Genomic DNA, 19,221 nt, shown 5'->3' on the forward strand with positions numbered 1-19,221 from the left:
GCGTGCCCCGCAGTGACGCTGGCTGCTTCCCCGGAGTCCCTGCCGCGCAGGGACTGCGGCTAGATCCGAACGTACGCCGCGCCGAGCCATTGTCGTTCGGCGAGGTGGGCCACAGCGGATGGCACGGTCTGGACCCCGGGCCGCAGATCGGACGGGGTCAGGTCAGCAGAGCGCAGGCTGTTCTGGCACGCGAGGACGACCACGCGCGGATCACGAAGGCTGTCAGTCACAGCGTCCGCGAGGGCGCTGTCGGCGGCGAGTGCCCGAACGGCAGGTCCTTGCACCACGACCTGCACGCTGTCATCCGACCCGAGTTCGGCGGCGGCGTTCCGCGCGCTTCGCAAAGCCGCCGCCACGACATCGGGGGTGTCTCCGAGAACGTGGATGAGGAGTTGGCGGTTGATCACGTCGGGCGGGGTCACGCGAGGGTGAGGAAGAGCTTTTCAAGCTCGTCGACGGTGAGTGAGTTGTCCGGGTCGTTCGGGGTGGTGACGCACCGGCGCATTGCCGAGGAAACGATGGTGAAGCCGGCGCGGTCGAGAGCGCTGGACACCGCCGCGAGTTGGGTGACGACAGTCTTGCAGTCGCTGCCATTCTCGACGGCGGCGATGACCGCGGTGAGTTGTCCCTGCGCGCGTCGAAGGCGATTGAGGATCTTCCTCATTTCGGCAGCGGATTCTTCTGTTTCGACTTCGGGCTGAAGGGCACTGCTGTTCATTCGGTCACTCCGGGGTGGTTGAAAAAGGGTCCGGCTTCAGTGTGCGGCATCGGTGGCGCAGCTGACCGTCGGTGTGGCGAAGAGAATGATCATCGACCGCTCGACGATCACGGTTTCCCTGTGACCTCATGGTGAAAACTATACCCCCCGGGGTATAGTGGTCGAAGAGTGCACTGAAACAGTGCATGTACATCGAAAGGAATCAGCAATGTGCAGAGCCGTAACGTGCCGAGTGTGCGGGAAGACAACCTGGGCGGGGTGCGGCCAGCACGTGGACCAGGTCATGAAGGGTGTTCCCCGCGCCCAGCAGTGTCAGGGCCACGAAAAGGCGGCCTCGACCGGTGGCTTCTTCGCTCGGCTGCTCGGCCGTTAGACCGAGGCTCCGCATGCGCCGATCCATTTCCGTCACCCTGATTGAGGAGTAATTCATGTGTAGTGCTGTTCGTTGCAACATCTGCGGCAAGATCACCTGGGCTGGCTGCGGCGAGCACGTCGACAGCGTCATGGCGGATGTTCCGCCCGAGCAGCGTTGCACCTGCAAGTAGCCGGGTGCGTATGCACTCACCTGCGCTGTCTCTCGAAGCAGTAGGGGTCCGCGAAAGCGAGGCCCTCGAACGACTGGCCGCCTCGACTGGCGGCCAGTCGCTCTGTTTGTCGGCGGGATCCCGTGGCCCCGTTCCGGCGGTCAAGTACCACGAGGGGGCGGCGGTAGCCCTCGCAGAGGCGCGGCGTGCGATCCGCCGTCTGCCCTCGGCTTCGGCTTCGGCCTCGGCTTCGGACGAGGGATGCCTTTCGGGCGGTGATGACCCTACTCGCCTGGCCGTCCATGAGATTCGCGCCCGCTGGGAGGTGCAGTCCCAGTCCGCCGGCCGTACGGGTCGAAGCTGGGTCGCCTACTTCGCGGGCGGGATGGACGCGCTGGCGGGGTTGCTCCACGAGGAATAGCCCAAGGGTGTGTTGCTAACAGCGGCGTCATAGCCATCCCTGGGAGTTCGGCCGGCCGGGCGCAGAGTCAGCCGAGCTGCGCGACCGCAGACCGCAGCCGTTCGAGGGCCTCGCGGAGCAGCACGGCGAGATCCGACTCGTCCTCCGGCCCATCGGCGATCCACTCGGTGAACGCCTCCTTGAACGCCAGCAGGCCGAGCTCGGCCGCGGTCGACGCCACGCGGATGTCGACCCCGCGAGCCCGCAGCGCATCGGACATCGCCAGTGCCATGCCAACCTGCTTCTGGGCGGCGCGTTCTTGCAGCTCGCTGCTCGTCGCGATGACGGCCTCGAGGCGCGGCGCGAGCGCCCGGTTGAACGGGGTCATGGCGCTGGCGGCGTTGTCCAGGCCGGCCGCGACGGCGGTGAGCGGGCTGGCGCCGGCGGGCGCCCCGGCGATCCCCTCGGCGAACAACCGCGACAGGGTCTCCTGACCAGCAGCCAGCACCTCGCGCTTGTCGCTGAAGTGGCGGAAGAAGGTGCTGCGGGTGAGGCCTGCCCGCTCGGCGATCTGGGCGACGGTCGTCTCGTCGTAGCCCTGGTCGGTGAAAAGCTCCAGGGCGGCGGCGACGAAGCGCTCGCGTGCATCCGGTTCCCATCGGGCCATCCCACAATCATACTGATGCGACATGAGTCGCATCGCGGTGCTACAGTGATGGGACATCAGTCGCATCACTAGGGAGTACTTCATGCGCGTTTTTGTCACCGGAGCATCCGGCGGTATCGGGTCGGTCGTCGTCGAAGAACTGGTCGCCCACGGGCACGAGGTGCTCGGCCTCGCGCGGTCGGCGGCCTCTGCCCGCAAGGTCGAGGCTGCGGGTGGTACGGCCGTGCTCGGAGGTCTCGGTGACCTCGAGATCCTGACGTCGTCGGCTCGCGCCACCGATGCGAGCATCCACCTCGCCTTCAGCAACGACTTCTCCGACCTTGAGCGCAGCATCTCCGAGGAGGGCCTCGCCATGGACACCATCGGCGCAGCGCTCGTCGACACCGGCAAAGCGTTCTCGATCGTGTCGGGTACGACCTTTTCACCGGGTCGTCTCGCCACCGAGCGCGACCCGATGGCAACCACCGGCCCCGTCGGCGGCCGCGGTATCAACGCGCAGCGCATCCTCGACCTCTCGTCGCAGGATGTCCGCACCTGCGCCGTGCGTCTGCCTCGCTCTGTGCACGAGCGGTACGTCGCCTACGGGTTCGCGGGAATCCTGATCGCCGCGGCGCAGCAGTCGGGCGTCTCGGCGTACGTCGGCGACGGCGGTCAGCGCTGGCCGGCCGTGCACCGTCGCGATGCAGCGTCGCTCTTCCGCCTCATGATCGAGAAGGGCGAGCCGGGCACGGCCGTCAATGCCGTCGGCGACGAGGGTGACACGATGCTGTCGCTCGCGACGATCATCGGCGAGCAGCTCGGCGTGCCCGTTCAGCAGGTTCCGGCCGAGACCTTCGGCCCGCTCGGCACCATCTTCGCCATGGACCAGCCGGCGACCAGCGCCTGGACGCGGGATACTTTCGGCTGGGAGCCCACCCACCCGAGCCTCGTCGACGACCTGCGAGCCGGCGACTTCCCCGCCTAGGGAGTGCTGCCGCCTGACCACGCGATCCGCCGCAGCGTCATCGAGCGATGTTTCAACACGCTCAATCACTGGCGTGGGATCGCGATGGGATCAGACAAACTCGCCGGCAACCACCACGCCGGACCACGCCTCGCCGCAACCCTTTACTGGCTCACCAGCAGCTTGAGCAACGCGACCTAATCCGAAACGGCTTTCGTCCGCAGGACCAACACCGGGCAGTTGGCGTGGTGCACGACCTGTGAGGACACCGATCCGAGCAGGAGGCTGGCGAACCCACCGCGGCCGCGGGACCCGACGATCACCAGGTCGGCATCCCTCGCGGCATCCAGCATCGCGATCGCGGGCGCCTTCTCGACGACTGATCCGGAGACGGGAATTCCCTGGTCGGCGACGATCGCGAGCGCTTCCGCCAGCGTCTGCTCGGCGTGCTTCTTGAAGGTGTCGTCGATGACTCCGTCCCCTACCTCCGACGCCAGCGGCGGGTAGTACCAGGCGCTGACGAGGCGAATCCTCCCGGCGCGAAGCCGGGCCTCGGTGACGGCCCAGTCCACGGCGGCCAGCGACGACGGCGAACCGTCCACGCCGACCACAATCAGAAACGACTCGCTGCTGCTCATCGACGCACCCTTCTGGTCGGCCCGCTATTCGTGATCGAGCGCTGGATCGAGCGCTGGCGCCTCGCTCAAGAAGCGACCTTCTGGGAGGCAATCTTGGCACGCACCTCGTCCATGTCGAGCGTGCGGACTCCGGAGATGAGCTCGTCCAGCGACGCACTGCTCAGCGCTCCGGGCTGCGAAAAGACAAGGATCTTGTCGCGGAATGCCATCAGGGTCGGGATGGAGCGGATGCCGGCCGCCGCCGCGAGCTCCTGCTCCGCTTCGGTGTCGACCTTGGCGAAAACGATGTCGGGGTGCTTCTCGGAGGCGGCGGTGAAGGTCGGCGCGAACGCGCGGCATGGCCCGCACCAGGCCGCCCAGAAATCGACCAGCACGATGCTGTTGTCGGTGATGGTGTCGTCAAAGGTCGTTTTAGTGATGTCGCTGGTAGCCATGCCGCTATAATATACCCCCGGGGGTATTGTTGTCCATAGCTGGTGGAGACAGCGGGGCAGAGTCGCCCCGCGGGCGGCCCTATCGAAAAAATACCCCAGGGGGTATAGTCGGAGCGTGCCCACCCGCCAGACAAAGACCCACGAAACAACGACTCGGAGGATACCGACCATGGACGTCATCGTTATCGAAACCCCGCAACTGGGAGATCGCAGCTATCTGGTGCACGACGGCTCGGTCGCGCTCGTCATTGATCCACAGCGTGACGTTGACCGAGTGGAGACGGCGGCGCGGGATGCCGGAGTCACCATCACCCATGTCGCCGAGACTCATCTGCACAACGACTACGTCACCGGCGGATTCGCCCTTGCGCGTGCCAACGGTGCCACATATCTGGTCAATGCGGCCGACGCGGTGGCATTCGAGCGTGAGCCGGTCACCGATGGGCAGGTCATCCGGGTCGGCGACCTGACGGTCACCGTGATTGCCACGCCCGGACACACGCACACCCACGTCTCCTATATCGTCAGCGACGGCACGACCGAGGCCGTGTTCTCCGGCGGAAGCCTGCTGTTCGGGTCGGTGGGGCGTACCGACCTGGTCGCCGCCTCTGACACGATCGGTCTCACCCACGACCAGTACGCGTCGGTGCGCAAGCTGGTGCATGAGGCCGAGCACGAGGCCGCACTCTTTCCCACGCACGGATTCGGCTCCTTCTGCTCGAGCGGCCCCGCGACCGGCGCCGGTTCCTCCACCATTGGTGAGCAGCTCACGGCCAACCATGCCCTGACCGATCCCGATGAGGAGCACTTCGTGCGTGACCTCATCGCCAATCTCACCGCCTACCCGTCGTATTACGCACACATGGCCCCCGCCAACAGCACCGGTCCAGCCGCCTCGAACGTGCAGGTCCCGGAGTCCGTGGAGGCCGCAGAACTGACCCGAAGGCTCGCCGACGGCGAGTGGGTCGTCGACCTGCGAAACCGGGTCGCATTCTCCAGCGACCACTTCGCGGGCGCGGTGAGTTTCGAGTACGGGAACGGCTCCAACTTCACCACCTACCTCGGCTGGGTACTGCCGTGGAACGAGCCGCTCACCCTCGTCGGTTCCCGCGGCGATGTGGAGGACGCCATCCGGGATCTCTCGCGGATCGGCATCGATTCACCGGATGCCGCAATCGGTACGGAGCCGCACGCTCTCGCTCCCGATGCCGCGGTCGCCTCCTATCCCCGCGTGGGTTGGGACGAGATGCTGCGCGACCGGGCCGACAGCGAGCCGCTGCTCGACACGCGCCGCATCGACGAATTCGCCGCCTCCCGGCTGGCGGGCTCGATTAACGTGCCCCTGCACGAGCTCCTTTCCCGGATGGACGAGATTCCCGCGGGACGGATCTGGGTTCACTGCGGTTCGGGCTACCGCGCCGGAGTTGCGGCGAGCCTGCTGCAGCGTGCGGGACGGGACGTCGTCCACATCGACGCGGCCTTCGACGCCGCGGCATCGGCCGGAGTCCCGATGGCCGAACAGACCGTTTGACAAGCCCTCAAACCCCGCGGCGGACATTGCGAAAGGCACCACTGTGACGGCCCTCCGAGTGGCTATGCGCCCAACAGAGAAGCGAAGCCACATCGGTATGGCTGTGGTCGTGGTGACCCTGCACGCGATCGGTTGGGGGACGCTCTTCCTCGTCGTTCTGCCGGAGCTGGGCCGATCGGGCGGCAATGCCGTCGTGATGCTCGGCCTGGCCGTCAGTGCCTACCTTCTCGGGGTTCGTCACGCTTTCGACGCCGACCATATCGTCGCGATTGACAACACCACACGACGACTGGTCGGCGCCGGAGGCCGCCCGGTCACCGTGGGGTTCTGGTTCGCGTTGGGGCATTCGACCGTCGTTCTGGTGTCCGTTGGGCTGCTCGCCCTCGGCATCAGCGCACTGGGTGGGAGTCTCACAAACGAGAGCTCCGCGCTCAGACAGATCGCTGGCGTATGGGGATCGGCCTTCTCCGGCGGATTCCTCATCCTGCTCGGCGTTCTCAATGTGCCGGCGGTGATCGGTCTGCGGAAGGTACTGAGCGCCGTACGCTCCGGGCGGCTGGACGCGCGCGAGCTGGACGAGGGTGAGCTGGACAGACAGTTGGCAAACAGGGGTGTGATCAGCCGGATCCTTCGACCGATGTCGAGGCTCGTCGACGCCCCCTGGAAGATGTTCCCGATCGGTGTGCTCTTCGGGCTCGGTCTCGATACCGCCGCATCCATCAGCATCTTCGTCGTCTCGGGCGCGCTGACGCCCGGGCTGCCGTTGTACGCGGTCCTGGTGCTTCCGATCGTCTTCATGTCCGGGATGGTGCTGTTCGACAGCGCCGACGGAATCCTGATGAACAGCGTCTATCGATGGGCATCGGTCGATCCACTGCGAAAGCTGTACTACAACCTGCTCGTGACCGTGGTGTCCGTGTTCGTCGCATTCCTCGTCGGGGGGATCGGCCTCGTGTCGATGTTCTCGAATCTGAGGGTTGGCGGAGGGGCATTCGATCTCCTCACCCACGTCGACCTCAATCCGCTCGGAACGGTCCTGATCGGCGCGTTCGCGCTCGTCTGGATCTCCGCGGCTCTCTGGGGGAGATTCCGCTCCTCCGCAACGCAAGAAGGGAACTCATAATGGAATTCACACCGCAGCAGGTCTTCGCCCGGCGGGCCGGGGCTCAGATCGTCGACGTCCGCGAGACGGAAGAGCTCGCCGAGGGCATCATCGACGGGGCCGTCCACATCCCGCTCGGGGCGGTACCTCACAGTCACCGGGTGTTGGATCCGGCGCGACCGGTCATTCTGGTCTGCCGCAGCGGCCGCCGGAGCGCCAGTGCCGCGGCCGAACTGACCGTCGCGGGGTTCGATGCGCACACGATGGCAGGCGGCATGCTCGAGTGGGTCGCCGAGGGGCTCCCCACGGTCGCGCCCCTCACGACGTGATCATCACGGCGCTGCTGCTGGGGCTGCTCGTCGGCGCACTGCTCGGCCTGGTGGGCGGGGGTGGATCGATCCTTGCGGTGCCAGCACTGGTCTACGGCGTGGGTCTGCCCCTCTCAGAGGCGATCCCGAGTTCCCTGATAGTCGTCGGCGCCGCCTCCGCGGTCGCCGTGATCCCGCGACTTCGTCGCGGCGTGAACTGGCGCCTCGCCGCGATCATCGGTGCTGCCGGAGTGGCCACCGCCTATCTCGGTGCGATGGTCAACCGCCTGCTGGACCCGCGGGTTCTGCTCGGGGCCTTCGCGGTGATCATGGTCGTTGCGGGCGTGCGGATGTTCCTCACGACGAAGGCGGTGGATGGTCCTTGTGCGCTGCCCGGCGGTGGCACCGATTGGCGAAGGTGCCTGCCTCGGGCGCTGGCGACCGGCGCCGTCGTCGGCTTCCTCACCGGATTGCTCGGGGTCGGTGGGGGCTTCCTCATCGTGCCGGCGCTCACCCTGGTTCTCGGGCTGCCCATGGGCGTCACGGTCGGCACGTCCCTCGTGATCATTGTCATCAACTCCATCGCCGGTTTCACGGCCCACCTCAGTGGAGTGCCGATCGACTGGGGCGTCACGGGAGCCTTCGCAGCCTCCGCAATGGTGGCATCCCTCGTGGCGGGACGGCTCGGAAGGGGACTCTCGGATGCCATCCTCAAGCGCGGTTTTGCCGTTCTCGTACTGCTCGTCGCCGTCTACGTCGCGGTACGCGCGGTGCTTGCCTGAGTGGGTCTCAGTCCGACGACCGCGCTCGGCCGGCGCGCGCCACGGTCCATGCCACGATGATGCCGGCCAGAATCATGGTGGCCAGGCCGAGACCGGAATAGCCCACGGCACTGAGCACCAGTCCGGCCGACGCGCCGCCAACGGCGCCGGCGGCGTTCATCGACAGGTCGGAGAAGCCCTGCAGGGCGGCACGGTCGCCGACACCGACGGCCTCGGCGATCAGGGCGGACCCGGCGACGACGGATGCCGACCAGCCGAGGCCGAGCAGGATCAGCCCGACCGTCATCGCGGTGCTGGAGTCGCCGGCCAGCCAGAACAGCGCGAGTGCCGCGAGCAGCAGCGCCTGGCCGGTGAGGATGACGGGGGTGCGCCCGAGTCGATCGGCCAGCCAACCGAAGACGGGGGAGAGGGCGTACATTCCGGCGACGTGCAGGCTGATGGTCAGCCCGACGACGGTGAGGGTCGCACCGTGCTCGCGCAGGTGGACGGGTGCCATCGACATGAGCGCAACCATGGTCGCGTGGCTGAGGGCGATCACCGCAACGGCGTAGCGGGCCGAGCGGTTGGTGCGCACGATGGCCAGGCCTCCCCTGGCTCGCGGGCCCGAGGCGCTCACGCCACGGGACGCGAGCGCGGTGAGCAGGGGATCGGGCCGGAGTCCGACCGTGTAGACCGTCGCGGCGCCGACCGTGGCGAGCAGCGAGAACGCGAACGCGCCGGTCATCGGGGGCAGTCCCAGTGCCCGGCCGACCGCCTCGCCGGGTCCGAACAGGTTCGGGCCGAGCACCGCTCCGATCGTGGTCGACCAGACGACGATCGACAGGTCGCGGGCCCGGAACCTGGTGCTGGCGAGGTCGGTCGCGGCGAATCTCGCCTGCAGGTTCGTCGCCGAGCCGGCGCCGAGCAGCATGAGGGCGAGCAGGAGAAGCGGGAAGGTATCGACGGCGACCGCGGTGATCGCGAGCACCGCTCCGGTGCCGGCGACGAGTGCGCCGGTGGCGAGGGAGAGCCGGCGTCCGCGGTTCTGGGCCAGCCGGGCCAGAGGGACCGCGACGAGGGCGGCACCCAGGGTGCTCATGGTGGCGGCCATGCCCGACCAGGCGGGCGAGCCGGAGAGCTGGGCCGCAAGCAGGGCGCCGAGCGACAGGGTGGCACCCATGCCGATACCGCCCAGGATCTGGCCCGCGACGAGCACCCCGACGACCTTGCGTTGAAGGGGAGCGTGCGCGGGCGGGTCGACGGGGGCGTCGGAGGTGGCTGCCGTCGGGTGCAGTGGGGTGACCGCGCCGGATCCGGGCTGCGGGGAGTTCGGGTTCAGAACGAGTCCCTGAACTTTCTTCCCTGCAGCGGCTTGCTCGCCAGCGGTGCCAGGAGGCAGAAGTCGAAGGCCCCCGCAGCGATGAAGACGCCCCCGACGATGGCCAGAAGCCACCACCAGCCGCCGAGAGCGATGGCGAGAACGATCAGGACGAGGCCGGCGATGGCGCGGCTCCAACGGCCGGCGACGGATCCGAGGAATTCAAGAATGAACATCACGAACTCCTACTTTCTTGTTGATAGTTTCCGGCACAGCCAGGGGGGAATGTGTCAGGACAGGGTGAGAAACAGCTTTTCGAGCTCAGCGACGTTCAGTGCGCGGGCGCCCTCGTCGGAGTCGACGAGGCATTCCTTCATCGCTGAGGAGATGATGGTGAAACCGGCGCGGTCGATAGCGCTCGAGACTGCGGCCAGCTGGGTCACCACGGCACGGCAATCCGCACCGGATTCGACGGCGGCGATGACAGCGGAGAGTTGGCCCTGAGCTCGTCGGAGGCGGTTGATGGTCTTGCGCAGGTCATCTGCCGGGGTGGATGAGGAGGTCACGTTCTGGCCGCCGTTCCGACTCGTCCGTTGGAGGCCACGACCGGGCCTTCAGAACGCCGCAAGGCGAGGCGGCCACCCTTCGGCGACTCCCTCCCCGGGAGGGCGCTGAGGTACGCGAAGGGTTTCGCGAAGAACGTGCTGACGTTTCCCATTCGGTGCTCCCGGGTGGTGAGGACTCTGTGCTGACTTGCTTGTGTCAAGGATACCCCCTACGGTATAAGAAATACCCCATAGGGTATCGATGATTTTCGATCGCACACCAGACAAATCGCACACCAGACATGGGGAACGGGAGGCCGGCGGATGGTCACTCTCAGCGAGGTGCCTAGGGGGATTCGTCGCTGGGGGATTCGGCGCTGGGCCACGGCCGCCGTAACCGCGGCCGTGACGGTTCTCTTCATCGCGATCCCGACTGATCTCATCGACACACCGTTCTTCGCCCGGCAGGTGCCGCCGACCGCGTGGGCCTGGCCGGTTCTGGTCGTGAGCGCGGTTCTCGCGGGACTGGTCACGGCTACCTACGTGGCCTATCCCGACGGCGCCGCTCCCCGCCGGTCTGACAGCCGCCTCGGCGTGGCCGGGTGGATGATCACGTTCTTCGCCGTCGGCTGTCCGGTCTGCAACAAGATCGTGCTCCTCGCCCTCGGCACGACCGGAGCGCTGCAGATCTTCGAGCCCGTTCAGCCCTACCTGGCCGGAGCATCCATTCTGTTGCTCGGCTGGGCGCTGTATGCGCGTCTCTCGCGTGAGAACTCGTGCCGGATCCCGGTCCGCACTCCGGATCTCGAACCGGCGACCGATGAGGTGACCGTGCATGTTCGGTGACCTGCGGGGGTGGACGGCCCGGCGCCGGATGATTGCCACCGGCGTCGCGATTGTCGCTCTCGGCGGGCTGATGCTCGCGTCGGGTCTCGTCGAGGTCGCGGACGGGCGTCTTTCCTCTCCCGGTGTGTGGTGGGCGATTCCGGCCCTCGCCATCGGCTCGCTCCTCATCGGGTTGGTCATCGCCAGCTATTTCCGAACACCGATCGGTGCGGATGCCACCCTGTGCGACACGCGCTGGCCCGGCTTCGGTCTGATCGCACTCTTCCTCGCCACAGACGCCCGCACGGTGGAGCCCCTGCTCACGGGAGTCACGCGTCCGGTGGTTGCGGCTGCGGCGCTCGTGCTTCTGGTCTGGGCACTGCGCGAACGATTGGCGAGCGAGCGACGGGCGACTGCCAGCCTCAATCGAGCATCTGCTGACGGGATCGACGGCGAGGTCTGCGCGACCTGCCGCCCGCTGTTCCCGAGAACCGTCTCGCCGACTCGCCCGATCCTCGACGAGGATCACACGCCGAACGCCTCCTCAGAGTCCCCTCCCCACCTCAGGAAAGTTGTCCCATGAAGAAATTGCTCGCATCGCTCGCTCTGGTGCTCGCCGCCACCTTCGGGCTGGCGGCCTGCTCGACTCCGTCCCCCGCGCCCGCAGCGATGACCGCGGGGACCGTTGTGGTCGATGTCCGCACCCCGGGCGAATACGCGCAGGGGCACCTCTCCGGCGCGGTCAACGTTGATGTGGAGTCTCCCGCCTTCGACAGCCAGGTGAAGCAGCTGCCGACCGATGGAACATATCTGGTCTACTGCCACTCCGGTTCCCGCGCAGCGGCGGCGGTGTCGCGCATGACGGCGATGGGCTTCTCGCACCTCACGAACGTCGGCGGCATCTCCGACGCCTCCGCATCGACCGGTCTGGCGATCGTCACGACCCCGTGACCGCCGAGCGGCACAGCATGGCAGAAGATCCCCCTCGCGCACCCGAGAAGCGTGCGCAGCCCGACCAGATCAGCGCGCAGTCCTACGCTCCAGAACTCCTCGCGCGAAGGCCGCCTGGCCGGCATGCTCGAGGTCGTCGCTGATCACGCTGACAATCCGAGCGGCGAGCGTGACGGGCGGCGTCCAGCGACGATCGATGATCCGCTGGAGGTCGAGGTCCGAGAGGGTGCCGAGATAGCGCACCGTGCGATCGTGCACGTCGTCGTGGTATCCGACGAACCGGTCGCAGGCGATTCCCGCGACCTTCGCGACATCGGAGGAGGTCTGGCCATAGCCGGTCGCACCGACTTCGAACGGCAGACCGAATTTCTCGGACCATCCGTCTGCGGTCCAGGCCTGTTCGGTGCCGGCCAGTTCCGAGATGTGGTCGTCCTGCACGCGGCTGAGATGCCAGAGCAGCCATCCGATGGAGTTGGCGCCGTCATCGACGCGCGCGGAGAGCTGTTCGGGGGTCATTCCCTTCGCCGCACGGTGCACGGAGTCCCTGATCCGACCGAAGGCGTCGATGAGAAGGGCTGCAGAAGTGGTCATGTTCCGACGCTACGCGCGCCGAGCGAGGCCGAACAGGGACTTTCTGCCCCTCCGCGGCGGCAGGAGCGCCGCAAACCGCCCCAGCAGCAGCCGCACTCGGGCGCAGCGGCTAGAGTTCCCTGCGGCCGGCGATTCCACCGGCCCCTGGAGAGGACAGCATGAGCCTGGTTCGACTGAACGACGTGGAACTCCGCTTCGAGAACACGCCGATTCTGCGCGAGGCGTTCTTCCGGCTCGACGGCAGAGACCGCGTCGGGATGATCGGACGCAACGGCTCCGGCAAGACGAGCATCCTCAAACTGATCCTCGAACAGGTGACCCCGGATGCCGGAACGGTCGCGGTGGAACCGGGCACCCGCATCGGCTACTTCTCGCAATTCTCCGAGCTCGACGGCACCGCGACGATCGTCGAGGTGCTCGAGGGTCTCTTCGCCGAGATCGCCGCCATCGAGGCGGAACTCGCCTCGATCGACGCCGCGATCGCGGCGGACCCCACCGCCGACCTCGACCCGCTCATCCACCGCCAGTCCGACCTGTTCGGTGAGATGGACCGGCTGGATGGCTGGGACTACCGCCGCCGCATCGACACCGCGCTCTCGACCCTCGGCTTCACCGAGGCCCACCGGGTGTGCGCGATCGATGACCTCTCGGGGGGCTGGCGCAACCGCGCCGCCCTCGCCAAGATCCTGCTCGAAGACCCGGATGTGCTGCTGCTCGACGAGCCGACCAACTTCCTCGACGTGGCCGGAGTCGAATGGCTCGAGGCGTGGTTCCGCGGGTTCCACGGAGCCGCCGTCATCGTCTCGCACGATCGCACATTCCTCGACGCGGTTGCGACCCGCATCATCGAGATCGAGAACTACCACCTGCACGAGTACCCGGGCAATTTCGGCGAGTACATCATCCAGAAGCAGTTCCGGCTGAAGACGCTGGAGGCCCAGTTCCAGCACGAGTCGGAGCTGCTGGCCTTCGAGGCCGAAGGCATCGCCGACCGTCGCGATGCAGCAAAGGCGGCCAGTCGCGGCCTCGACAGGCAGCTCTCCCAGATCAAGAAGGCTCGCGCACCGCGGCCCGTCGACCAGATCATCACCGAGATCTACGGCGGACTGCACGTGAAAGACGTGCTCTGCCGCGTCGAGGGACTCGCGAAGTCCTATGGCGAGAGGGCGCTCTTCGGGGGGCTGTCCTTCGAGATCAGGCGCGGCAATCGCATCGTGGTGAGCGGCGCGAACGGCAGTGGCAAGACCACTCTGCTTCGGGTGCTCACCGGCGAGGAGAAGGCGGATGCCGGCACCGTCGCCTGGTCACCGGGCGCGAAGGTCGTCTCCTACAACGAGGTGCTCGCCGCGCTCGACGACGGCGACACCGTCACCCACGCGGTCAACGCCTACCCCGACAGCCTCGCCCTGACGGCGACCCGAAAGTCGGTCGGCAGGTTCCTCGACATGTTCCAGTTCTCGCAAGCCGACCTCAAGAATCGCATCGGCAGTCTCTCGGGAGGCCAGCGGGCGCGGGTCGCCATGGCCCAGTGCCTGCTGTCCGGGGCATCCGTGCTGCTGCTCGACGAGCCGACCAACCACCTCGACCTCACCAGTACCCAGGTGATGGAGCGGGCGTTGCTCCACTTCCCCGGAGCGATCGTGGTGGTCAGCCACGATCGATTCTTCAGCGAGAAGGTCGCGAACCGTCGCATCGAATTCGGAGCGGATGGCGCGCGGCCGGGCGCGCTCGAGGTGCGCGCCGCCTGACCCGCCTGGCCCGCCTGACCCGCCTGACCCGCCTGGCCCGTCAGGCCCGGGGTTCCCGCGGGATCCGCGCGGCCAGTGGGTCGGACTCCGGATCCCACGGTTCGGGCATCCCGATAGGATTCGGGTAGGGGAACAGCGTGCCGACCGCGGTCGCCAGGGGCCGGAGGAGCACCGCCAGCTCGCGGAGACCGGCATCGTCGAGGTGCGCGACGGGCCCGAGGGCGAGCGTGTTCGTCAGGTGTTCCGCCGTGGCAAGAGCGGCCGTGCCCTGAACGGTGGTGCGGCCATCGCCATCGATGAGGCCGCGCCGCGTCAGATCGCCGAGAGCGCTCTGCCACTCGTCGTCCGACCAGCCTCGTGAGCGCTGCATGGCAGTCGCGTCGAGGTCGAGGCCGCTCCGGAGCAGGATGGTCGACAGTCCGGCGATCTCACCCGCGACGAGAGCGATCACGTGGCCGTCGCCCCGATGCTCGCGGAGTGTCGCCGTCGCCTGCCAGAGCCGACGGTAGGGATCCGGCTCGCTCGGCAGCGCGCGGTTGGCCGCGGCGAGGGGGCGCCCGACCGTGTCGGCTCGTGCGGCGACATCCGAGAGAGCGTCGGCGGCGCGAGCCACCGCCCCGGAGTCGGGAAGGAGGCCGCGGAGACTCGCGGCCGCACCGATCGAGCGGGCTTCGAGGGCGGCATCCGGAGTCACTGTCTGCCAGACCGCTGGCAGTGCCCGCTCGACGAGGGAGGGTGCGAATCCGCTGAAGATGGCTGTGACGGGTGCCGCTCCGATGGCTCCGAGGGGGGCGGCGCGGCCGGCGAAGTAGCCGTCCCAGTAGCGGGGGAGTCCCACGGCGGCGAACGCCTCGCGCACCTCGGGAGCGAAGTATGCGACGGCATGGATCGGCTCGAACAGTGTCCAGAGCGCGCGGGTCAGATGCTGGCGGTCGGTCATGGCTCAACGCTAGTGTGCCGCTCGGGCCACGGACGGTGTGCGGCAGGCAGTCCGACGATCCGTTCTTGATGTCTCCGAATGGCCGACGAGGGAGAGTTCTTTGTGTGCATGAAGAACCTCCAGGTCGTCACGGTGAATCCCCTATGACGTCGCCTGGCGACGACGTCGGATCCACCGCCAGGCACCCGTGCTCCAGAGAGCCCAGGCGACGAGCAACGGTTGGAACAGCAGGCGGATTCCACGCGCGAGGTCGGTGTTGAGCCCGAAGGAGTCGGTGTGGGTGACCAGTTGGGAGATGTTGCCGGGGAACACGAGCAGGAAGAACAGCGCCACGACGATTCCGACGATCACCCGCTGACGGCTGAGCAGCACGAGGCACAGCCCGAGGGCGATCTCGACGATTCCGGAGGCGAGCACCACGAAGTCGGAGTCGAGGGGCAACCACTGCGGAACCTGGGCGCGGAAGGCGATGCGACTGAAGGTCAAATGGCTGACCCCGGCCAGAAGAAGGAAGGCTGCGAGCAGCAGGCGCCCGATGGTGCGGGGAACGGAATGGTGGACTGAGGGCGATGAAGGCACGTTCCGAGCCTAGGTGGGCGGCGCGAATCCGACTGCCGGCGCACCTTGACCAACGCCAGCTTCGAACGTACGATTCCCATCATCGTGCGCCCGAACGCCCGCCTCAACGAAGAGAGCAGGAACTCCGCCATGGCCATCATCCCTTCCCCCACCCACCGCGCAGTCCATCGCGCGGCGCGGACAGTCGCGACGATCGTCGTCTCGCTGGCCATCGCCCTCTCCGGTGCGGCGTTCGCGCCCGCGGCCTTCGCCGATCAGGGTCGTCCCTCGGGCGGATCCGCCGTCGTCGATTTCGGGCCGAACGTGAAGATCTTCGATCCGAGCATGCCGCAGAGCCAGATCCAGGCCACGGTGGATGCCATCGCGGCCCAGCAGGTCGACAACGAGATGGGCACGGCGCGCTTCGCGTTGTTGTTCAAGCCGGGTGTCTACGGCACCGTGACAGATCCGCTGGTCTTCCAGGTCGGCTACTACACCGAGGTTGCCGGCCTCGGGGTCTCGCCAGGCGATGTCACCATCAACGGGCACGTGGATGTCTACAACCGGTGCTTCACCGCCGACAACTGCAGCGCGCTCGACAACTTCTGGCGATCGGTCTCCAACCTCACGATCAATGTCGCGGGGGGAACGGACTGCCGGTCATCCGGCGAGTTCTGGGCGGTGTCGCAGGCGGCGCCGATGCGTCGGGTCGACGTGACCGGGGGCACCCTCACCTTCATGGACTACTGCACCGCCGGGCCACAGTTCGCCAGCGGAGGGTTCATGGCCGACTCGAGGGCCGGCGCGATCGTCAACGGCTCGCAACAGCAATTCCTGGTGCGCAACAGTTCCATCGGCTCGTGGTCGAACGGCGTCTGGAACCAGGTGTTCTCCGGAGTGACCGGTGCGCCGGCCCAGGCCTTCCCCGACCCCACCTACACCACCCTCGCGACCACCGCCGTGAGCCGGGAGAAGCCGTATCTCTTCTTCGACACGGCGAAGAACCGCTACAGCGTCTTCGTTCCGGACGGTCGCACCGACTCGGTCGGAACCAGCTGGCAGAGTGCGCCGACGGCGGGCCGTGCCATCCCGCTCACGGATTTCTTCGTCGCCTCACCCGGAGTTCCGGTGCGCACGATCAACGACCAGCTCGCCCGCGGTAAGAACCTGCTGTTCACCCCCGGCGTCTACGACATCGACCGCACCATCTCGGTGAAGCGGGCGAACACCGTGGTGCTCGGACTCGGCGTCGCCACTCTCACCGCAATGAACGGTGCGGTGCCGCTCGCCGTCGCCGACGTCAGCGGAGTGGATGTCGCCGGTCTCATGATCGACGCCGGCGCGGTGAATTCCCCGGTGCTGCTGCAGATCGGCACGAAGCGCGACAGCCACTGGCGCGACCACGACGCGGAGTCGGACAACCAGCGCCGGACTGGAGCGCGCAACCAGACCGCCATCCAGGATGTGTACTTCCGGATCGGCGGCCCGCACGTGGGCAAGGCCACCGTCGCCCTCCAGGTCAACAGCGACAACGTGCTCCTCGACAACATCTGGGCCTGGCGTGCGGACCACGGCCAGGGGGTCGGCTGGACGTCCAATACCTCGGACACCGGGGTCGTCATCAACGGGCGCAATGTCACCGCGACCGGCCTCTTCTCCGAGCACTTCCAGAAGTACAACGTCATCTGGAACGGCGAGCGTGGCACCACGGTGTTCTTCCAGAACGAGCTCCCCTACGACGCCCCGAACCAGGCGGCGTGGCAGCATGACGGGGTGCTCGGCTGGGCCGGCTACAAGGTCGCCGACTCGGTGAAGACCCACACCCTGTGGGGCGGCGGCAGTTACATCTTCACCAACGTCGACCCCACCATCCACGCCACGCGGGGATTCGAGGTGCCGGTGACCCCGGGCGTGCAACTGCACGACCTGCTCACGGTGCAACTCGGAGCGGGAACCCTCGACCACGTCGTGAACGACACCGGCGCCCCGGTGACATCCGCTGCCGTCGGCGTCCCGAGTTTCGTGGTCAGCTTCTGACCCGCACGTGACTGCGGGCGTGGTCGATCGCCGCGTCGAGATCGTCGAACAGGTGTTTCTGGTGACGAAGGGAGCTGATCACTCCCACCCGGGTCGCCAGCTGCAGGTGTCGTTCCTGAATGCCCTTGACCAATACGGTGATGCCGCGGCGCTCGAGACCGTGGATCATCTCGGTGATAACGCGCGCCCCCGTGGCATCCATCACCTGCAACTGCGAGAGCCGCAGGATCACGACGTCGACTCCGGTGATCTGCGTCACCTGTTCGAGCATGCGCTCGGCAGCGCCGAAGAAGAGGGCGCCCTCGAAGCGGAAGAGCGCGATGTGCTCGTCACCGGGCATGGCAGGGGTCGGAAGCGGCTCTCGGTGCACACCCCCCGATTTCGAGAGTGTGCGCAGCGCGAAGAACGCGGCGACGGCGATGCCGATGCCCACGGCCACGATCAGGTCGAATGACACGGTGATCAGGGCGGTGAGCACGAAGACGACGGTGTCGGAGCGGGTGGAACCGACGACACTGCGCATCGTCGCCACCGACACCATGCGGGTTGCGGTGACCATGAGCACTCCGGCCAGTGCGGCGAGGGGGATTCCCGACACCACTCCCGAGGCCAGGGCGACGATGCCGAGCAGGACTAAGGAATGGATGATCGCCGCGAGCCGGGTGCGTCCGCCGGAGCGCACGTTGACCGCGGTGCGGGCGATGGCGCCGGTCGCGGGCATCCCCCCGAAGAATCCGGATGCCACTGATGCCAGCCCCTGACCGACCAACTCCCGATCCGGGTCGTAGGTGCCGGTGTCCGCGAGGGCGGCACCGACCCGCGCGGAGAGCAACGACTCGATCGCCGCGAGCGCGGCCACCGTGAAGATGGGCCCGACCAGGGAGCCGAGAGTGGCGAGATCGATGGCCGGCAGCGTCGGCGCGGGCAGGGAGCTCGGCAACGCCCCGATCCGGGCGAGGGGCAGGTGGGCGAGAGAGGCGGTCACCGAGACGAGCACGATCGCAATCAGGGAGCCGGGCAGTTTCGGATGGATGCGCGGGGCGAGGATCATGACCACGGCAACGACCGCTACGGCACCGATCGCCCAGGCGACGGTCTCCGCCTTCACGGAGGCGAAGGACTCGACCGCAGCGACCACGGCATTGCTGCTCTTGCCGGCCGTGGCGCCGATCGCCGGGGGAACCTGCTGCAGGAAGATGATGACGGCGATGCCGAGGGTGAAGCCCTCGATCACCGGCCAGGGGATGTAGGAGACGACTCGACCGAGTCGCAGCGCGCCGGCCACGACCACCACGATTCCGGCCCCGAGGCTCACCAGCGCGACGACCCCCGCGCCGTGGGCGACCACCACCGGTCCGAGCACCACCACCATGGCTCCGGTCGGCCCGGAGACCTGGATGTTCGAACCGCCGAACACCGCGGCCACCACGCCGGCGATGATCGCCGTGATGAGCCCGCTCTCCGCCCCGGCGCCGGAGCTCACCCCGAAGGCGAGCGCGAGCGGAAGTGCGACGATCCCCACGGTGATGCCGGCCACGATGTCACCGCGCCAGGTGCGCTTCACGGCGCGATAGTCGTGCCAACTGGGAAGGAGCGAACGGATCGAGCTTCCGACGGTCATGCGGGTGCCTCCTCGAGTACCGAAGTCTCGAGGGCCGGCATCAGTTCTCGACGCTACGCCG

24 protein-coding genes are annotated in these 19,221 nt (G+C 67.5%); 12 read left to right on the forward strand and 12 right to left on the reverse strand.

Going from position 1 to position 19,221, the window contains the following annotated elements; genetic code table 11:
* Positions 1-59: 59 nt before the first annotated feature.
* Both ABIB54_RS11800 and ABIB54_RS11805 read right to left on the reverse strand, forming a co-directional pair.
* Complete coding sequence (locus ABIB54_RS11800; RefSeq protein WP_354575712.1) at positions 60-422, reverse strand: DsrE family protein; 363 nt, start codon at positions 420-422, stop codon at positions 60-62.
* Positions 419-664, reverse strand: coding sequence for a metal-sensitive transcriptional regulator (locus ABIB54_RS11805; RefSeq protein WP_354575713.1), 246 nt, complete (start codon positions 662-664; stop codon positions 419-421). Before ABIB54_RS11805 ends, ABIB54_RS11800 begins: the two co-directional genes overlap by 4 nt.
* Positions 665-926: 262 nt before the next feature.
* Here ABIB54_RS11805 and ABIB54_RS17890 point away from each other — a divergent pair, with 262 nt between their 5' ends.
* Positions 927-1,091: a DUF8730 family Cys-rich protein gene (locus tag ABIB54_RS17890; protein WP_502917122.1), complete on the forward strand. Its 165-nt coding sequence runs from the start codon at positions 927-929 to the stop codon at positions 1,089-1,091.
* 55 nt (positions 1,092-1,146) lie between these two features.
* A complete protein-coding gene (locus tag ABIB54_RS17895; protein ID WP_502917123.1) occupies positions 1,147-1,263 on the forward strand; it encodes a DUF8730 family Cys-rich protein in 117 nt (38 codons plus the stop codon).
* A gap of 467 nt (positions 1,264-1,730) precedes the next feature.
* On the opposite strand, the gene ABIB54_RS11810 is transcribed toward ABIB54_RS17895, so the two are convergent.
* Positions 1,731-2,309, reverse strand: a complete 579-nt coding sequence (locus ABIB54_RS11810) for a TetR/AcrR family transcriptional regulator (RefSeq protein ID WP_354575714.1) — start codon at positions 2,307-2,309, stop codon at positions 1,731-1,733.
* Between the two features lie 82 nt (positions 2,310-2,391).
* On the opposite strand from ABIB54_RS11810, the gene ABIB54_RS11815 reads away from it, so the two are divergent.
* Positions 2,392-3,273 carry an NAD-dependent epimerase/dehydratase family protein gene (locus tag ABIB54_RS11815; RefSeq protein ID WP_354575715.1) on the forward strand — a complete coding sequence of 294 codons (882 nt, stop codon included), beginning with the start codon at positions 2,392-2,394 and terminating at the stop codon, positions 3,271-3,273.
* Between the two features lie 176 nt (positions 3,274-3,449).
* Here the strand turns inward: ABIB54_RS11815 and ABIB54_RS11820 are convergent, their stop codons facing one another.
* The gene (locus ABIB54_RS11820) at positions 3,450-3,890 is read right to left on the reverse strand and encodes a universal stress protein (protein ID WP_354575716.1); all 441 of its coding nucleotides are present in this window, start codon (positions 3,888-3,890) and stop codon (positions 3,450-3,452) included.
* Between the two features lie 65 nt (positions 3,891-3,955).
* On the reverse strand, positions 3,956-4,324 hold the full coding sequence (trxA, locus tag ABIB54_RS11825) for a thioredoxin (RefSeq protein ID WP_354575717.1): 369 nt from the start codon (positions 4,322-4,324) through the stop codon (positions 3,956-3,958).
* A gap of 169 nt (positions 4,325-4,493) precedes the next feature.
* Here trxA and ABIB54_RS11830 point away from each other — a divergent pair, with 169 nt between their 5' ends.
* The 4 genes from ABIB54_RS11830 to ABIB54_RS11845 all read left to right on the forward strand — a co-directional run bounded on the left by ABIB54_RS11830 (position 4,494) and on the right by ABIB54_RS11845 (position 8,047).
* Positions 4,494-5,855, forward strand: coding sequence for an MBL fold metallo-hydrolase (locus ABIB54_RS11830; RefSeq protein ID WP_354575718.1), 1,362 nt, complete (start codon positions 4,494-4,496; stop codon positions 5,853-5,855).
* A 97-nt stretch (positions 5,856-5,952) separates the two neighbouring features.
* Positions 5,953-6,978 (forward strand): HoxN/HupN/NixA family nickel/cobalt transporter, encoded by a 1,026-nt coding sequence (locus ABIB54_RS11835; protein ID WP_354575719.1) that lies wholly within the window; start codon positions 5,953-5,955, stop codon positions 6,976-6,978.
* Positions 6,978-7,286 carry a rhodanese-like domain-containing protein gene (locus tag ABIB54_RS11840; RefSeq protein ID WP_354575720.1) on the forward strand — a complete coding sequence of 103 codons (309 nt, stop codon included), beginning with the start codon at positions 6,978-6,980 and terminating at the stop codon, positions 7,284-7,286. Before ABIB54_RS11835 ends, ABIB54_RS11840 begins: the two co-directional genes overlap by 1 nt.
* Positions 7,283-8,047, forward strand: coding sequence for a sulfite exporter TauE/SafE family protein (locus tag ABIB54_RS11845; protein ID WP_354575721.1), 765 nt, complete (start codon positions 7,283-7,285; stop codon positions 8,045-8,047). Before ABIB54_RS11840 ends, ABIB54_RS11845 begins: the two co-directional genes overlap by 4 nt.
* Positions 8,048-8,054: 7 nt before the next feature.
* Here the strand turns inward: ABIB54_RS11845 and ABIB54_RS11850 are convergent, their stop codons facing one another.
* The 3 genes from ABIB54_RS11850 to ABIB54_RS11860 all read right to left on the reverse strand — a co-directional run bounded on the left by ABIB54_RS11850 (position 8,055) and on the right by ABIB54_RS11860 (position 9,910).
* Positions 8,055-9,242, reverse strand: coding sequence for an MFS transporter (locus ABIB54_RS11850; protein ID WP_354575722.1), 1,188 nt, complete (start codon positions 9,240-9,242; stop codon positions 8,055-8,057).
* A gap of 119 nt (positions 9,243-9,361) precedes the next feature.
* Positions 9,362-9,580, reverse strand: a complete 219-nt coding sequence (locus tag ABIB54_RS11855; RefSeq protein ID WP_354575723.1) for a YgaP family membrane protein — start codon at positions 9,578-9,580, stop codon at positions 9,362-9,364.
* Between the two features lie 54 nt (positions 9,581-9,634).
* Complete coding sequence (locus tag ABIB54_RS11860; protein ID WP_354575724.1) at positions 9,635-9,910, reverse strand: metal-sensitive transcriptional regulator; 276 nt, start codon at positions 9,908-9,910, stop codon at positions 9,635-9,637.
* A 303-nt stretch (positions 9,911-10,213) separates the two neighbouring features.
* Here ABIB54_RS11860 and ABIB54_RS11865 point away from each other — a divergent pair, with 303 nt between their 5' ends.
* The 3 genes from ABIB54_RS11865 to ABIB54_RS11875 are packed head-to-tail and all read left to right on the forward strand — an operon-like array spanning position 10,214 to position 11,665.
* Positions 10,214-10,735 (forward strand): hypothetical protein, encoded by a 522-nt coding sequence (locus ABIB54_RS11865; RefSeq protein WP_354575725.1) that lies wholly within the window; start codon positions 10,214-10,216, stop codon positions 10,733-10,735.
* Entirely contained in the window at positions 10,725-11,297 is a 573-nt protein-coding gene (locus tag ABIB54_RS11870) for a hypothetical protein (protein WP_354575726.1), read from the forward strand. The genes ABIB54_RS11865 and ABIB54_RS11870 overlap by 11 nt, the downstream gene beginning before the upstream one ends.
* Positions 11,294-11,665 (forward strand): rhodanese-like domain-containing protein, encoded by a 372-nt coding sequence (locus ABIB54_RS11875; RefSeq protein ID WP_354575727.1) that lies wholly within the window; start codon positions 11,294-11,296, stop codon positions 11,663-11,665. Before ABIB54_RS11870 ends, ABIB54_RS11875 begins: the two co-directional genes overlap by 4 nt.
* A 69-nt stretch (positions 11,666-11,734) precedes the next feature.
* Here the strand turns inward: ABIB54_RS11875 and ABIB54_RS11880 are convergent, their stop codons facing one another.
* Positions 11,735-12,256 carry a mycothiol transferase gene (locus ABIB54_RS11880; protein ID WP_354575728.1) on the reverse strand — a complete coding sequence of 174 codons (522 nt, stop codon included), beginning with the start codon at positions 12,254-12,256 and terminating at the stop codon, positions 11,735-11,737.
* A 158-nt stretch (positions 12,257-12,414) separates the two neighbouring features.
* On the opposite strand from ABIB54_RS11880, the gene ABIB54_RS11885 reads away from it, so the two are divergent.
* Entirely contained in the window at positions 12,415-14,004 is a 1,590-nt protein-coding gene (locus tag ABIB54_RS11885; RefSeq protein WP_354575729.1) for an ABC-F family ATP-binding cassette domain-containing protein, read from the forward strand.
* A 40-nt stretch (positions 14,005-14,044) separates the two neighbouring features.
* On the opposite strand, the gene ABIB54_RS11890 is transcribed toward ABIB54_RS11885, so the two are convergent.
* Together ABIB54_RS11890 and ABIB54_RS11895 are read right to left on the reverse strand one after the other, a co-directional pair.
* Positions 14,045-14,944, reverse strand: coding sequence for an SCO6745 family protein (locus ABIB54_RS11890; protein WP_354575730.1), 900 nt, complete (start codon positions 14,942-14,944; stop codon positions 14,045-14,047).
* 141 nt (positions 14,945-15,085) lie between these two features.
* Entirely contained in the window at positions 15,086-15,523 is a 438-nt protein-coding gene (locus ABIB54_RS11895; protein WP_354575731.1) for a DoxX family protein, read from the reverse strand.
* Positions 15,524-15,652: 129 nt separating this feature from the next.
* Here ABIB54_RS11895 and ABIB54_RS11900 point away from each other — a divergent pair, with 129 nt between their 5' ends.
* The gene (locus tag ABIB54_RS11900; RefSeq protein WP_354575732.1) at positions 15,653-17,539 is read left to right on the forward strand and encodes a pectate lyase-like domain-containing protein; all 1,887 of its coding nucleotides are present in this window, start codon (positions 15,653-15,655) and stop codon (positions 17,537-17,539) included.
* Here ABIB54_RS11900 and ABIB54_RS11905 read toward each other — a convergent pair.
* Positions 17,529-19,160: a SulP family inorganic anion transporter gene (locus ABIB54_RS11905; RefSeq protein ID WP_354575733.1), complete on the reverse strand. Its 1,632-nt coding sequence runs from the start codon at positions 19,158-19,160 to the stop codon at positions 17,529-17,531. The genes ABIB54_RS11900 and ABIB54_RS11905 overlap by 11 nt on opposite strands.
* Positions 19,161-19,221 lie beyond the last annotated feature (61 nt).

Origin of the sequence: Frigoribacterium sp. UYMn621 (assembly GCF_040549525.1) — a bacterium.
Lineage (GTDB): Bacteria > Actinomycetota > Actinomycetes > Actinomycetales > Microbacteriaceae > Lacisediminihabitans.